Annotated in this window: 12 protein-coding genes and 2 pseudogenes; 5 read left to right on the top strand and 9 right to left on the bottom strand. The window is 72.7% G+C overall.

All coding sequences use genetic code 11. The annotated features are described in order from the left end of the window. The 8 genes and pseudogenes from IE330_RS25620 to IE330_RS25585 all read right to left on the bottom strand — a co-directional run. Window positions 1-385: pseudogene (locus IE330_RS25620) on the bottom strand (hypothetical protein); the annotation flags it as partial. A gap of 187 nt (window positions 386-572) precedes the next feature. Next, the gene (locus IE330_RS25615; RefSeq protein WP_229925913.1) at window positions 573-1,025 is read right to left on the bottom strand and encodes an ATP-binding protein; all 453 of its coding nucleotides are present in this window, start codon (window positions 1,023-1,025) and stop codon (window positions 573-575) included. 522 nt (window positions 1,026-1,547) lie between these two features. Continuing rightward, complete coding sequence (locus tag IE330_RS25610; protein WP_190138476.1) at window positions 1,548-1,943, bottom strand: (deoxy)nucleoside triphosphate pyrophosphohydrolase; 396 nt, start codon at window positions 1,941-1,943, stop codon at window positions 1,548-1,550. 24 nt (window positions 1,944-1,967) lie between these two features. Continuing rightward, the gene (locus tag IE330_RS25605) at window positions 1,968-2,150 is read right to left on the bottom strand and encodes an SPOR domain-containing protein (protein WP_190138475.1); all 183 of its coding nucleotides are present in this window, start codon (window positions 2,148-2,150) and stop codon (window positions 1,968-1,970) included. 369 nt (window positions 2,151-2,519) lie between these two features. Then, the gene (locus IE330_RS25600) at window positions 2,520-3,272 is read right to left on the bottom strand and encodes a GntR family transcriptional regulator (RefSeq protein WP_190138474.1); all 753 of its coding nucleotides are present in this window, start codon (window positions 3,270-3,272) and stop codon (window positions 2,520-2,522) included. 378 nt (window positions 3,273-3,650) lie between these two features. Then, window positions 3,651-5,234 carry a S8 family peptidase gene (locus IE330_RS25595; protein ID WP_190138473.1) on the bottom strand — a complete coding sequence of 528 codons (1,584 nt, stop codon included), beginning with the start codon at window positions 5,232-5,234 and terminating at the stop codon, window positions 3,651-3,653. Window positions 5,235-5,914: 680 nt separating this feature from the next. Then, window positions 5,915-6,421: a MarR family winged helix-turn-helix transcriptional regulator gene (locus IE330_RS25590; protein WP_190138472.1), complete on the bottom strand. Its 507-nt coding sequence runs from the start codon at window positions 6,419-6,421 to the stop codon at window positions 5,915-5,917. Window positions 6,422-6,531: 110 nt separating this feature from the next. Then, complete coding sequence (locus IE330_RS25585; RefSeq protein ID WP_229925915.1) at window positions 6,532-6,672, bottom strand: hypothetical protein; 141 nt, start codon at window positions 6,670-6,672, stop codon at window positions 6,532-6,534. 100 nt (window positions 6,673-6,772) lie between these two features. On the opposite strand from IE330_RS25585, the pseudogene IE330_RS25580 reads away from it, so the two are divergent. Both IE330_RS25580 and IE330_RS25575 read left to right on the top strand, forming a co-directional pair. Beyond that, a pseudogene (locus IE330_RS25580) lies at window positions 6,773-7,110 on the top strand (nitroreductase family protein). 124 nt (window positions 7,111-7,234) lie between these two features. Beyond that, on the top strand, window positions 7,235-8,545 hold the full coding sequence (locus IE330_RS25575; protein WP_190138471.1) for an MFS transporter: 1,311 nt from the start codon (window positions 7,235-7,237) through the stop codon (window positions 8,543-8,545). 67 nt (window positions 8,546-8,612) lie between these two features. On the opposite strand, the gene IE330_RS25570 is transcribed toward IE330_RS25575, so the two are convergent. Then, window positions 8,613-10,031, bottom strand: coding sequence for an amidase (locus tag IE330_RS25570; RefSeq protein WP_190138470.1), 1,419 nt, complete (start codon window positions 10,029-10,031; stop codon window positions 8,613-8,615). Window positions 10,032-10,401: 370 nt separating this feature from the next. Between IE330_RS25570 and IE330_RS39750 the strand changes: the two genes are divergently transcribed. The 3 genes from IE330_RS39750 to IE330_RS25560 all read left to right on the top strand — a co-directional run bounded on the left by IE330_RS39750 (window position 10,402) and on the right by IE330_RS25560 (window position 14,809). Further along, window positions 10,402-10,530 (top strand): DUF6408 family protein, encoded by a 129-nt coding sequence (locus tag IE330_RS39750; RefSeq protein ID WP_268257343.1) that lies wholly within the window; start codon window positions 10,402-10,404, stop codon window positions 10,528-10,530. 165 nt (window positions 10,531-10,695) lie between these two features. After that, window positions 10,696-12,753 (top strand): DUF2075 domain-containing protein, encoded by a 2,058-nt coding sequence (locus IE330_RS25565; protein WP_190138469.1) that lies wholly within the window; start codon window positions 10,696-10,698, stop codon window positions 12,751-12,753. Window positions 12,754-12,862: 109 nt separating this feature from the next. Next, window positions 12,863-14,809: a DUF2075 domain-containing protein gene (locus tag IE330_RS25560; RefSeq protein WP_190138468.1), complete on the top strand. Its 1,947-nt coding sequence runs from the start codon at window positions 12,863-12,865 to the stop codon at window positions 14,807-14,809. The last annotated feature ends 85 nt before the right edge of the window (window positions 14,810-14,894 follow it).

Below are 14,894 nucleotides of genomic sequence, written 5' to 3'. Positions count from 1 at the left end.
CGCCGTCGCCGCCGTCCGGCCGCGCGGCGCCGCCCGCCTCTTCCGGTACGCGGTGCGCGGCGGCCCCGGGGGTGTCGTCGGGCGCGTCGCGCGCGGCGCCCTGGGGCGTGCCGGTGGAGCGCTCGGGTCCGGTGGCGCCCGTGGGACGCCCGGGTCCCGCGGTGCCCGCGGAGCGCTCGGATCCGGTGGCGTCCGCGCGGGTGGGGCCGTGGCCGTCCCGGCCGCCGACCGGGGCGTCCGCCCCGCCGCTCGCGGAGGCACGCGCACCGCGGGCCGCGCCCGACGCCGCGGTTCCGCCCGGCCTTCCGGTCGCCGACGGGGATGTCTGCCCCGTCCACGCCGTCGGCCGCGTCGAACCCGTCGCCTTCGCTGGTATCTCGCTCACGCGAACCGTCCCCTCCAGCTCACCGCGTCCGGCACCGGTCACCGGATGTGGCTGCCCGCAGTATCCAGCACTACGGTGCCGCCCCACACGCCGTTCACGATCACAGCACGGTCTCACCGCTTTTTGGCCCGTGACCACCTTGTGCTCGGCCCGCGCACTTGTACTACGTACCGACGCTCCCTGTCTCCTAACCAGGCAGCGCCAGCTCGAACCACACCGTCTTCCCCGCGGTCCCCGTACGCCCCGGGCGCGTGCCCCAGCGGCTGGACGACCTCGCGACGAGCTGGATGCCCCGGCCGCCCTCGTCGTCGGGCGCCGCGACGCGCTCGCGCGGCGGGTCGGGCACCGGGTCGGAGACCTCCACGAGCAGGACGCCGAGCGGGCCCGTGGGGCGGACGAGCCGGACGACGATGGGGCCCGCCGTGTACCGCAGGGAGTTGGTCACCAGCTCGCTGACCAGCAGGACGGCCACGTCGCCCAGAGGGGCGAGACCCCACTCGCCGAGCTGGCGCCGGACCACGGCGCGGGCGGTGCGCACCGCGCCGGGGTCCGCGGGAAAGTCCCACTCGGCGCAGTCGCCTTCGGTGTCGAGCACGCCGATCACTTCCCAGCCGAGCGACGGAATCATGTCCGGTTTCATGGGGTTAATGGGCACATACCCGATATCCCGGCAGGAGTACCGTGCTCAGGGGGGCACTGTGGCACGAACGGCGTACGCGGCGCGGGTACTCCCCCTTGACGAACCCCGCGCGCCCCCGCCCGTTCCGGCCCCTGCGCGCGACCCCGCAGGCCCCCAGGAGACGGCACGCAGGTCAGGCGGCGCGGTCCGAGAAAACGACACGCCAGCCAGGCGGCGCGGTTCGGGAGAACGGCACGCCGGCCGGACAGGGCGATTCGGGAAGACGGCACGCCGGTCAGGCGGAGGCGTTTCGGGAAGACGGCATGCCGGTCGGGCAGGGCAGCCCGGAAGACGGCACGCCGCCCGGGCGAGGCGTTCCGGAAGGCGGCACGCCGGTTCGCGCGGGGCATGCCCAGGGACGGCGCGCCCGGTCACGCGGGGCGTCCCGCGGCGCCGTGCGCCAAGCCGTGCGCCAGGCCGCCCGGGCGCCGCCCGCCAGACGGCACGGCGGGGCGCGGCGGGGCACCAGGCCACCGCGGCCGGTCAGGCCGGCGGCACGCCCAGGGCGCGGACCGCGGGCACGTCCGCGGGCAGCCACGGCACCGACCACACGGCATCCGGCTCCAGCCAGCGCAGCGCGTCGTGGTCCTGGAGCGGCCGGGGCTCACCGGCCAGCAGCCGGGCCCGCCAGACGCGCATGACGTAGCCGCGGCCGAGGGGGAACTCCCCGGGGACGCGGGCCACGGCCTCCGCGTCGACGCCCAGCTCCTCCTTCAGCTCCCGCGCCAGCGCGTCCTCGTCCCGCTCACCGGGCTCCACCTTGCCGCCGGGCAGCTCCCAGCCCCCGGCGAGGTCCACGGGCGCGCTGCGCCGCGCGGCGAGGAGGCGCCCCGCGTCGTCGTACAGGGCGGCGCCCACCACCATGATCCGCTCAGCCATGCGCCGGAGCCTACGCCCGGGCCGTCAGCGCCCGCCGTTCTGGTTCAGCCGCTCCACCCAGTACAGCCGCTTGGGGCCGCGGTCGTCGAGACGGTCGGCGATCCTCTGGGCCTCGGCCTTGGTCGCGTACCTGCCGACGCGGTAGCAGTTGCCGTTGTCGTCCTGCCGTATCACGAGCCAGGGCAGTACGACCGTCCCGTCGTTCATGCCGTCCCTCCGCTCCCTGCCCCCGGCGCGCCCCACGCCTCGATCAGTAAGGAAACCGCAATCCGCATATGCCCGAGCTTACGCCCGACCTTTACGCAGCGGATACGACTTTGCACAAAGAGATACGCAATCGGCCAGCACGAAGGGGGCGCACCCGTGCGGATGCGCCCCCTTTCACGACTGCGACCGGCCGCGACGGGCGGTAACTCCCCTCCCTTTACACGCTGTTGACACAACCACCCCGCCGTTGTGCGCCCCGCCGCCCCGCGCGGTCGGGGCGGTCGGCGGCACCCTCGCGCGGACCGCCGGAACCTGCGGCGAGAACGGCCAGAATCCGGCGGCGCCCGGCCCGGGCCCGGGCGCCGGGGCTCAGCGGACGGGCAGGTGGTACGCGACCCGGTACCGGTCGGCGGGCACGACGATGTCGGCGGTCTCGACGGGGCGGCCGGAGGCGTAGTACGTCCGCTGCACGACGAGGACGACGTGGCCGGGGACGCCACCGAGGGCGAGGAGCTCCTCGGCGAGGCCGGGGCGGGCGCCGACCTCCTCCGCCACGTTGTCCACGACCACGTCGATGGCGGCCATGCGGTCGACGACGCCGCAGCCGCCGAGGGGGCCCTCCTCGGGGAGCATGACCGGCGTGCGGCCGGTGACGGCGAGGGGCTCCCAGGAGGTGGAGAGCATCATGGCCTCGCCCGCGTCGCGGAAGACGTACTTGGTGCACATCACGCGGTCGCCGACGCGAATGCCGAGCCGCTCGGCGACCGCGCCGCTCGCCTCGGCCTGTTCGCTGCGGGACTCCCAGGTGCCGCGGACGCCGTCGGCGGCCTGCTCCTGGCGGAAGGGCGAGGAGGCGCCGGGGCCGCGGAACCCCGTGCGCGCGATGCGGCGCGGGACGGGGCGCTCGCGCACATAGGTGCCGGAGCCGGAGCGGCCCTCGACCAGGCCCTCGGCCATCAGGACCTTGCGGGCCTCCAGCGCGACCGTGTCCGAGACGCCGTACTCCTCGCGGATCCTGGCCTGTGAGGGCAGCCGGGTGTGCGGAGGCAGCGAACCGTCGACGATCTTCTTGCGGAGATCACCCGCGACGCGCAGATACGCCGGCTGCTCACCGAAAGTCACTGGCCACTCCCATCAGGTTGACAGACAGCAACAGCCTGGCAACCGACGGTTGTTGGCCGCAACCCTAGGCCAAGGAATCACTCGAAGTGATGATTTCCCGGTCCGCAGGGCTTTACGCAGGAGGTTTCCGGCACTATACGGCTCAACTACCTTGAGCCTCGGCGGAGTTGGCGCTCCGCCCTCCCGGCCCCTTCTCGACCCGGTCCAGGAACCGGCCGGGCGCCGCCCGCGCGACCCGGCTCCCCGGTGCCGCGGACGGGCCGCGCCCGGGCTCCCCGGCGGCTCCTTCGGACACGCCTCGTCCCCGCGGCCCGGCTCGGGGCCGTACCGCGGGGACGAGGTCACTCACTCAGCCGGGCGCGCGGCTGGTCGGTCCGCTCAGAACTGCAGGCCCCAACTGTCCAGCGTGCCCTCGTCGCGGTCGGCGTTGTCGGTCACCCGGAGCTTCCAGGTGCCGTTGGCCATCTCGGAGGACGCGTTGACGGTGTAGGAGGTGTTGATGTCGTCCGCACTGCCGCCCGCGCCGAAGTCCTTGAGGACGTACGAGGAGGCGTCGGGGGCGACCAGCTCGATCTTCAGGTCACCGACGTACGTGTGCTTGATGGCGACCGGCACGCTCAGCGACGCCGGGGCGTTGCCCGGGACGCCGGAGACCGTGATCGGGGACTCCACGGAGGAGTTGTCGGTGATGGAGAAGTCCGCGCCGTTCTCGAACTTCGGCCCCGGCGGGTTGGTGCCGCCCCCGCCGACGTACAGCAGGCGGTTGGGCGAGCCGGTGCCCGGGCTGCCGACCACGTTCGGCGTGGCGGCGGAGGTCAGCGCCTGGGAGACCTGCGCCGGGGTGGCCGACGGGTTCTCGGCGACGTACAGCGCGGCGGCGCCCGCCACGTGCGGCGAGGCCATCGACGTACCGGAGATGCTGCTGGTCGCGGTGTCGCTGGTGTTCCACGCCGAGGTGATGTTCGAGCCCGGCGCGAACAGGTCGAGGACGGTGCCGAAGTTGGAGTAGCTGGCCTTGGCGTCGGTGCTGGTGGTGGCGCCGACGGTGATGGCCTCACCGACGCGGGCCGGGGAGCGGGTGGAGGCGTTGGTGGACTCGTTGCCCGCCGCGACCGCGTAGGTGATGCCCGCCGCGATCGAGTTGCGCACGGCCGTGTCGATCGCGCTGTCGGCGGGGCCGCCGAGGCTCATGTTGGCGACGGCGGGCTTGGTGGCGTTGCGCGTCACCCAGTCGATGCCCGCGACCACCTGGGCGGTGGTGCCGGAGCCCTGGTTGTTGAGCACGCGGACGCCGACGATCCGGGCCTTCTTGGCCACGCCGTGCGCGGTGCCGCCGACGGTGCCGGCGACGTGCGTGCCGTGGCCGTGGCCGTCCTGGGCGGTGTTGTCGTTGTCGATGGCGTCGTAGCCGTCGACGGCGCGGCCGCCGAAGTCCTGGTGGGTCTTGCGGACGCCGGTGTCGATGACGTAGACGCTGACGCCCTCGCCGGCCTTGTCCGGGTAGGTGTACTTCTGGTCCAGCGGGAGGTTGCGCTGGTCGATGCGGTCCAGGCCCCACGACGGCGGGTTGGGCTGGGTGGCGGCGACCGTGTAGGTGCGGTTCTGCACGACGGAGACGACGGCCGGGTCCGCGGCGAAGCGCTTCGCCTCGGCCTCGGAGGCATGCACCTCGTAGCCGTTGAGCACCTTCTTGTACGTCCGCTCGATCTCCGCCCCGTGCTTCTTCGCGAGGGCGCGGCCCTTGGCGGAGTCGGCCTTCGCGGCGTCCTCGTCGAGCGTGACGATGTAGCTGTTCGCGACGGCGCCGGGGGCGCCCGCGTACTGGATCCGGCCTTCGGCCGCCTGCGGCTGCGCGCTCGCGGGGAGCGCGGACACGACGCCGAGGGCGACGGCCGTGGCTGCGGTCAGGGCGAGGGTGCCGACGCCGGCCAGTCTTCGGCGGGGGTGACGCGTCACTGCCATCTGAGGGGTCCTCCTCGATCGGTGGTGCGCCGGTGGGGGATGCGACAGGGGCATGACAATGCAGAGGTGACATGTCGACCCGAGTTGATCAATGTTCAACTCTCTGTCGCCGTCGAAAGATTGACGGATCCCCAGACAACCCACAAGGGCCGGGTTCGGACGTAACACGATTGACGTGTCCCGTTCATGGCCGAAAACGGCTGCCGCCGGGGTGGCGGGTATACGGGCCTCCGCGGCCCCGCGGCTCCGCTTTGGCCCTCCTCGGGCCGGACCGTCTCCCGCAGGGCGGCGCACCCCGCCCCAAGAGCCCGGTCAGCGGCTCGCGCTCCGCGGGCGTGACCTCGGCGGGCGCGGCGCGCTCCATGCGGACCGCACCCGCGGCGGCGCCCGCGGCGCCCGCGGCGCCCGCCGCCGCCTTCTCCTGCCCTCCTGCCCTTCTCCCTCCCGCTGCTTCTGTTCTTTCTGCTTCTGTCCTTTCTGCCTCTGTCCCTTCTGCCCGGAACCACATGGCGCACGGCGGCGCGGCCGGAGCTGCCGGGCCGGGAGGGACTGTTGGGTCGCGCACGACGCCTCGTACGAGATCAGCCGACGGCGCTTGTACGGCATGGGTATCGCGGCGGGGCTCGGGTCGGGGCGGGGCGCCCGGTGGGCGGAGGGGCCGTCGGGGTGTGCCCCGGCGGTTACTTGATCGACGTGTCGCCGTGCAGCTCCAGGAACTTGCGGAGCAGCTCGGCGGCGCGTTCGACCTCCTCGCGGTCGAGGCCGTCGAGGAGCCGGTCGTAGTTGCGCAGGTGCTCGACCATCAGCTTGTCCGTAAGCTCCTTGCCGTGGTCGGTGAGGCGGATCTTCACGGTCCGCCGGTCGGCACCGTCCCGGACCCGCTCGACCAGACCCTTGGCCTCCATGCGGTCGATCCGGTTGGTGATCGCGCCCGAGGTGACCATGGCGGCCTTCAGGAAGGCGCCCGCGGTCAGGGCGTACGGCGGGCCGGAGCGGCGCAGCGTGGTGAGCACGTCGAACTCGCCGTTCTCCACGCCGTGGCGCGCGCCGAAGGCCTTCGCCTCGCGCTCCATGACCCGGTGCATGCGCTGCACACGGGCCAGGAGCTGCACCGGCCACAGGGACTCGGTGAGCTCGGGCCGCTCCTTCTCCCACTGCTCGACGATGGCGTCCACGGCGTCGCTCATGCGGGCCACTCTCCCTGACTCGGCTTCTCAACGGGCATCTTCTCAATGTTAAGACACTTGACGTTGAAGGAGCCTGGGTGTTTTTATCTCAACGTTAAGACTCTCACCTCTCAGAAGGCGAAGGTGGAGAGAGCGAACGCGAAGAGAACTGAAGGAGCAGGCATGCCCGCCGAGGTCACCGCCCCCGTCACCGCCGCCACCGCCACTTCCGCCGTCACCGTCCCCGTCACCGCCACTTCCGCCGTCACCACCTCCGCCACTTCCGCTGCCGCCGCCGGGGTTGGGGACGACACCAGGCTTGGGGACGACACCGCAACGACCGGTCGCGTCCTCTCCCCCAACGCCCAGGACCTGCGCTTCCGCGAAGCCCGTACCGCCAACTCCCCAGCGGCGCCACCGTCACCGACGAGCAGGTCCAGGCCATCTACGACCTCGTCAAGTACGGCCCTACCGCCTTCAACCAGTCACCCCTGCGCGTGCCTCTGGTCCGCACCCCCAAGGCCCGCGCACCCCTCGTACCGCACATGACCGAGGGCAACCGCGCCAAGACCGCGTCCGCCCCGCTCGTCGCGATACTCGCCACCAGCCACGAGCCGCTGATGGTCGTGCACATCGGCAGGCCCGGGCTCGACACCTGGTTCCCGCACGCGCCGCGGCTGCCGTACGCGGACGTCGTCACCACCGTCTGACGGCGAGACGCCACTGTCCGACGGGCGCCACTGCCCGACGGGCGCCGCTTTCCGACGGCCGGGCGCCACCGCCACCACCACCGCCACCGGCCGTACATCTTTCGCTTCGCTTCAGGGGGTTTCCATGTCTGCCACGTCCGCGTCCACTGCGGCCGTTTCCGAGCCCGGGGCCGGGTCCGGGTCCGGGTCCGGTTTCGCCCCAGCCAACGCCCGGGAGGGCGCACGCCCCGGCACGCTCGCCCAGGTCGCCGCGCCCACCCGCTCCGGGCCCGGCCCCGTCCCCATAGGCTGGCTCGCCCTGCTCGCCGCGCCCGTCGCCGCCGGGGCCAACGCCCCGGTCCTGATCCTGCCGGACATGGCGCGCTCCCTAGGCCTGTCCACGGCCACCGCCACCTGGCTGGTCACGGCCTTCGCCTGGGCCATGGTGGCGGGCACCCCACTCCTCGCCGGGCTGCTGCGGCGGCGCGGCCCCGCCCCGGTGCTGCGGCTGAGCACCGGCCTCGTCGTCGGCGGCACCGCGCTCGTGGCCGCCGCGCCCTGGCTGCCCGTCGCCCTGGCCGGGCGCGCCGCGCAGTCCCTGGGCGGCGCGGGCCTGGTCGCCCTCGCGATGAACCTCGCGGGGAACACCCGCCGCATGGGCGTCATCAGCTCCGGCTTCGGCGTGCTCGGCGCGGCGGGCCCGCTGCTCGGCGCGACGCTCACCGACGCGGTGTCGTGGCGGCTGGCCCTGGCGGTCTCGGCCGTCGCCCTCCTCGCCGTACCGGCGGTCGCGCGGCACGTGACGCGGACGCCGCCCGCCCCGGGCCGGTTCGACGCCCGGGGCGCCGCCGCGCTCATCGCGCTCGTCACCGCCCTGATCCTGCTGCCGACCGTCCCGCTGCCCGCGCTCGCCGGCGCCCTGGTCGCCGCCGTCCTGCTCGCCGCGCACATCCGCCGCCGCCCCGACGGCTTCGTCCCGGCCCGGCTGCTGCGCTCCCCGCTCTTCGTGACCTCGGCGGTGCTCGGCGCAGCCCTGTCGACCTCGTACTTCACGCTGCTGTTCACGGTGCCGCGGCTGCTCCAGGACCGGGCGGGCTGGACCACCGGCGCGATCGGTACCGGGCAGTTGGTGACGCTGCTGACCGCGTCGGCCGCGTCCTGGCTGCTCGCGGCGGGCGCGGCGCGCCTGGGGCGCACGGCGGTGCGCGCGGTCCTGGTCACGGTGGGGCTGGCGGCGGCCATGACCGCGGTGTTCGCGTCCTCGGGCGCGCTGCTGCTCCTGGCGGCGGGCGCGGCGGCGTTCACGGCGACGGGTGCCAACGCGACGCTCTCCGTGCACGCCGCGTCGGCCGGTACGGACGCACAACGCCCCACCGCGATCGGCCTGTTCGCCCTCAGCTACCAGCTCGGCGGCGCCTTCGGCCCCGGCCTCGCCACGCTGCTCGTCCTCGGCTGACGTACAGGCACGCCAACCCCGGCCGCCCAAGCGCGCGCCCGGGGGGGGGGGGGACGGCCCCACGCGTTCACAGCGGGGGCCGCCTGCGCCCCCACCCGGTGGCGGCCTCGAAGGCGGCCCCCACCTCCAGGACGGCCCGCTCGGCCCGCGGCGGCCCCACGATCTGGATCCCCACCGGAAGCCCGGCCTCCGTGAACCCGGCGGGCACGGCCAGGGCGGGCCCGCCGAGCAGCGACACGAAGAACGCGGACCGCATCCAGTCGATGTACGTCTCCTGCGCCCGGCCGTCCACGACGTCCGGGTACTCCCGCTCCACGGCGAAGGGCGCGACCTGGCTCACCGGCGCGACGAGCACGTCGTACCGCTCGAAGAACGCCACGGCGGCATGCAGCATCCGGGTGTGCTCGGCGGTGGCGGCGGCGAGGTCGGCCGCGGTGAGCTTCCGCCCCTCCTCGATGTTCCAGACCACGGTCGGCTTGAGCAGCGCGCGGTGGTCGTCGAGCACGGCCCCGAGCGCCAGCGCGAAGGAGTGCGCGCGGAGCACGCGGAACACGGCGTCCGCCCCGTCCAGGTCCGGGCAGGCCTCCTCCACCCGCCACCCCAGCGCCTCGAACACCGCCGCCTGCCGCGCCAGCACCTCCCGTACGTCCGGGTCGACCGGAACCCGCCCGCCCAGGTCGGGCGCCCACGCGACCCGCAGCCCGCGGGTGTCGCGCTCCAGGGGCGCCCGGAAGGAGGCGGCGGACGGCGTCTCCAAGGACAACGGGCAGCGCGGGTCGGGCCCCGCCATCACGGACAGCAGCAGCGCCACATCGCTGACGCTGCGCGCCATGGGCCCCGGCACACTCAGCGTGTCCCACGCGTTCACCGCCGGGTACGAGGGCACGCGCCCGGGTGTCGGCCGCAGCCCCACCACGTTGCAGAAGGAGGCCGGGTTGCGCAGCGAGCCGCCCATGTCGCTGCCGTCCGCGAGGGGCAGCAGCCCCGCCGCGAGCGCGGCCGCCGCTCCCCCGCTGCTGCCACCCGCGCTGCGCCCGAGGTCGTACGGGTTCCGCGTCGCGCCGAACACCGCGTTGAAGGTGTGCGACCCGGCCCCGAACTCCGGCACGTTCGTCTTCCCCAGCCGCAGCGCCCCCGCCCCCTGCACCCGCGCCACCACCAGCTCGTCCTCGTCGGGCACCCACTCCGCGAACACCCGCGACCCCCGGGTGGTCCGCATCCCGCGCGTCAGATGCGTGTCCTTGAACCCCACAGGCACCCCGTGCAACGGCCCCACCCCCTCCCCCCGAGCCACCCGCTCATCGGCCCGCCCAGCCGCCTCCACCACCCCCTCCACATCCACCGTGACCAGGGCATTCACCACAGCATTCACCCGCTCGACCCGCCCCACAAAAGCCCCCACCACCTCCCGCACGGACACCACCCGCTCCCGCACCATCCGCGCAAGCTCCCCGGCCCCGGGAAAACAGAGATCGTCGTCGTCCATGGAGGACCATGGTGCGGACGGCTGCCCGGGCCGTCCACAGCCCGCACCGGACGGGTCTTCGTCACACCCACACCCACGACCACCACCGTGCTGCCGGGCGCCCGTGCCACCTGCCGGACGGAGGCAGCACGTACTCGGCCGACGGCTCGGCGGCACTGTGCGAGAACCGACTTCGACGGCATCAACTCCGTACCGCGCGCGGCCAGTCGTGAGTTAGCGTTGTCGTGTACCGCGTGCCTTCCCGGAGGACGTACGCGGCGCGGCCCGCGGTGACGCAGGCCCTTCGGTTCGGTGACGTGACTCATGGAGTGCTCCCGGCGGGAGCCGTCCGGCGACCGTCACCGGTCACGATCGAAGGGGACGCGTTCCTATGGCTGTCGTCGAGTACACGCCCAAGCGCCGCATGTGGGTCCGTGAGGTCCTGGTGGGCATCACGGCGGGGTTCGGTTCGAACCTGGTGTGGGCGCTGGTGCAGGCCGTGGTGCACCGGCTCGGTTGAGTCGGGCGGCGGGCGGGCCTTCCGGGGGCCCGCCCTCACCCCGCCGGGGCCCTGGGTTAACCTACGCATCGTCATCGCGGCCCGACGGGCTTCCACTCCGCTTCGGTGGAGTCACGAAGGACACGCCCCCACCCGCGCGAGTCATCTCGTGCCCGGGGAACCTTCGTGCTCCTGCAGCTCTCCGCAGCCGAACTCGGACAACTCATCGTTGCCCGGCCCGGTTCGGCGTACCTCCCGCTCACCGAGCGACTGATCCACGAGCATGTCCAAGTCAAGGGACGGGCGGCCGAGCAAGGCGACATCGCCTCCTGGGACAACAGCATCCCCGTGGTGGTCAGGGCTCTGCTGGACTGCGGTCTCGACGAGGTGGAGGTGCAGGTCGAGGTCGACCTGCCCCACACCAACTCGGCGGTCGACCTGGTGCTGTGCGGTCGGCGGCCCGGCACCGAAACGGATTCGTACCTCGCGGTGGAGCTGAAGCAGGTACGCCACGCCACGGTCGATCCGCGGTGCCCGATCGCCGTCGACCTCGGGTTCGGGGACGGCAAGAACAAGCTGCACCCGGTGCGGCAGATACAGCGCTACTGCGAGTACATGGTCCGCTATCTGCCCCACCTCCGGGAGGGCGACGACCGGTTGATGGGGGTGGCGCTGCTGCACAACGCGCGGGACGCGGACGTGGAGGCGCTGTTCGAGCTGCCCGAGAGCGACCACGGTTTCCTCTACACGCTCGACGACCTGGAGCGTTTCCGGCGAGCCCTCACCTCGAGGTTCACCGCCGCCTCCGGGAAGCAGGCCGCGCACGCGCTGGAGCACGCCCGCCGCGACCCCTTGCGCAAGGTCACCGACGTGGCGCGGCAACGGTCCGTCAAGGGCGGTGGTCTCACGCTCCTCGACGAGCAGTACGTCGCCTTCGACCGGATCACCCGGCATCTGGAGAAGGCCGCGCCCGCCACCGCCTTCGACGTCGGACTGTTCCAGGACGCCGACACCGCTCCCGGTCCCGCACCGGAGCCCGGCCCCAAACGCGTGTACATCCTGCGAGGCGGGCCAGGCAGCGGAAAGAGCGCCGTGGCCTTGGAGCTGCAGCGCTCACTCGGCCTCAAGGGCCGCGAGGCCGTGCTGGCCAGCGGCTCGCACGCGTACACCGAAACGCTGCGCAACATCATGCTCGGTACGGCACGCCAGGGGCAGGCGTCGTCCAAGCGCGCCGCGGCCAACAAGCTGTACCGGTACTTCAACAGCTTCACCGACACCCCGCCGGACAGCATCGACGTCCTCATCTGCGACGAGGCACACCGCTTGCGGCGCAGTTCGACACACCGCTGGATGCCCAAGGAACTGCGCGACGACGACCGGCCGCAGGCGACCGAGTTGATCAGAGCCGCCAGGGTGCCCATCTTCCTGCTCGACGACCACCAGTCGATTCGCCCGGACGAGGTGGGCACCGCCGACTACCTCAAGGCACTCGCCGAGGAGATCGGTTGCTCGGTAGAAGTCACCGACCTGGAGGGAACGTTCCGCGCGGGCGGCAGCAAGCGGTACCAGGGCTGGGTGCAGCAGTTGCTGGGACTGCGCACCTCCGACCCGGTGGCCTGGCGGCCGGACGGGCGGATGACGCTCACGGTCGCCGACTCCCCGGAGCAGATGGAGCGGTTCATCAGGGAACGGGCCCTCGAGGGAGCCACGGCGCGCATCACGGCGGGGTTCTGCTGGCCCTGGAGCGACCCGGAGGAGGGACGGCTCGTCGACGACGTCCGCATCGAGGACTGGAGCCGGCCGTGGAACGTGAAGCCGTCGCACAGCGTTCCCGACGCGCCTCGCTCGGACTACTGGTCGACGGATGCCCGCGGCATCGGCCAGATCGGCTGCGTCTACACGGCGCAGACCTTCGAGTACGACTGGAACGGCGTCATCATCGGCCCGGACCTGCTCTTCCGCGACGGGACGTTCAGGGTGGATCGGGCCGCCTCCCGCGACCCCGGCTTCCGGGGCGAGGTGGACGACTCCGTCGTCGACCGGTGCGTCCGTAACGCCTACCACGTCCTCCTGACCCGCGGTGTCATCGGCACCGTCGTCTACGCGACCGATCGCCGTACCCACAACGAACTGCGCAGGCTCATCCCGGGCGCCATCGGCATGCAGCACTACGACGGTGCCCAGCCGAGGCTGACCGCCGAGGGGCCCCAGCTACCCCCCGACTACCGCAGACGCCACAGGTAGCCTGGATCGTGTTGTAGTTGCGGCCCGCCGGGCTTCCGCTCCACCTTCCGGAGCCGATGGACACGCCCCCACCCGCACGGCTTTCTTCGTGCTGCCCGGGGGGCTTTCCTTGCTGTTCCGCGACTCCGCCGCCGCGGTCTCCGCCGAGTGCCTCTCCGGTGCTCTCTTCTTCCGCCTGACGGAGCAGTTCGTACACGTGCACGGGCACAGGCCCGGTGCGTCCGAGGTCCGCTCCTGGGAGCGGAGCATCCCCGTGCTCGCGAGCGCGCTCAACGACGCGGGGCTCGGGCAGGTGGAGATGCTCCTGGAGTACGGGCTGCCGCTGAACAGCAAGCGGGCCGACGCCGTGCTGGCCGGGGTGCACCCCGAAACCGGCCTGCCGTCGTACGTCGTCGTGGAGCTGAAGCAGTGGAGCAGCGCGGAGCCGGACGACGACGACCCGTCGCTGTGCCGCCTGGACGGATACAGCCGGGCGGTGCTGAACCCCGTGCACCAGGTACGCGGCTACTGCGCGTACCTCATCTCCTTCAACGGTGCACTGGCCGCGCACCCGGAACGCGTCAGCGGTGCCGCGTATCTGCACAACGCCACCGAGTTCGGCGTCAGCGGACTGTTCGAAGTCGAGCAGGACCAGCACGGCCAGCTCTTCATCGGGGCGCGGCGCGGGGAGTTCATCGACTTCCTCCGTACGAGGCTGGGGCCCGAGTCGGGCGCCTCGGCCGCGGACGAACTCGTCAACGGGAAGATCGGCCCGTCCAAGCAGCTCATGGCGGTGGCCGCCCAGGAGGTGCGCGAGCGGGAGCAGTTCGTGCTGCTGGACGAGCAGCAAATCGCGTACCGTACGGTCCTCAACGCCGTCCGGCGTGCCCAGCGGTCCGACCACAAGGAGGTCGTGATCGTCACCGGCGGGCCGGGCACCGGCAAGAGCGTCATCGCGCTGTCGCTCCTCGGCGAGCTGTACCGGCAGGGCGTCACCGCGCTGCACGCGACGGGCTCCAGTTCCTTCACGACGACGATGAGGAAGGTCGCGGGCTCCCGGAAGCGGGAGGTGAAGGACCTCTTCAAGTACTTCAACAGCTTCATGACCGCCGAGCGCAACAACCTCGACGTGCTGATCTGCGACGAGGCCCACCGCATACGGGAGACGTCGGCCAACCGCTACACACCGGCGTCGAACCGCACCGGCAAGCCCCAGGTCGAGGAGCTCATCGACGCGGCGCGCGTCCCGGTGTTCCTCCTGGACGAGCACCAGGTCGTCCGGCCCGGCGAGATGGGCACGGTCGCGGAGATCGAGGCGGCCGCCGCGAAGAAGGATCTCCGCTGTCAGGTGGTGCCGCTGGACAGCCAGTTCCGGTGCGGCGGCAGTGACGCGTATCTGCGGTGGGTGGTGCGGCTCCTGGGACTCGAGCCGGGCGGCCCCGTGACGTGGGAGCCCGACGGCAAGATGCGGCTCCTCGTCGCGGACAGCCCACAGGAGATGGAGGCGTTCCTCGACAGCCGCCGTGCGCAGGGCTACAGCGCGCGCATGTCCGCCGGTTACTGCTGGAAGTGGACGAAGAAGATCCCGCCCGGGCAGGCGCTGCCCGCCGACGTCGTCATCGGGGAGTGGGCGCGGCCCTGGAACGTCTACGGTGAGCGGGCCGTGGGCGGCGCGCCCCCGGCCGCCCTGTGGGCGACCGACCCGGCCGGTTTCGGGCAGGTGGGCTGTGTGTACACGGCGCAGGGCTTCGAGTACGACTGGAGCGGCGTCATCATCGGCCCCGACCTGGTGTGGCGCGACGACCACTGGGTCACCGACCGCACGGCGTCGAAGGACCCGGTCTTCAAGAAGTCGACCCCCGACGCGGACGTGGACCGGCTGATCCGCAACACGTACAAGGTCCTGCTGACGCGAGGGATGCTCGGCACGGTGGTGTTCTCCACCGATCCCGAGACGCGCGCCAAGCTCCGGGAGCTGGCCGGCGTGCCGGAGGGGCAGTACGAGGAGTCCCTCGCGAGAGGGCCGGCGGTCAGCGAGGGCGTCGCAGCGCAGGGATCAGGAACGCGTCACCCGTGACCACGGATGGACGAGGCGCTCCGCCTCGTCCATCCACCGCAGGGACACCTCTGACACGGGCACACCGGGCCAGGGGGGCCGGTCA

The sequence above is a fragment of the Streptomyces longispororuber genome, assembly GCF_014656095.1.
Taxonomy (GTDB): domain Bacteria; phylum Actinomycetota; class Actinomycetes; order Streptomycetales; family Streptomycetaceae; genus Streptomyces; species Streptomyces longispororuber.
The sequence above is the reverse complement of the archived record's forward strand: the minus strand, read 5'-3'. Positions and strand labels throughout refer to the sequence as shown.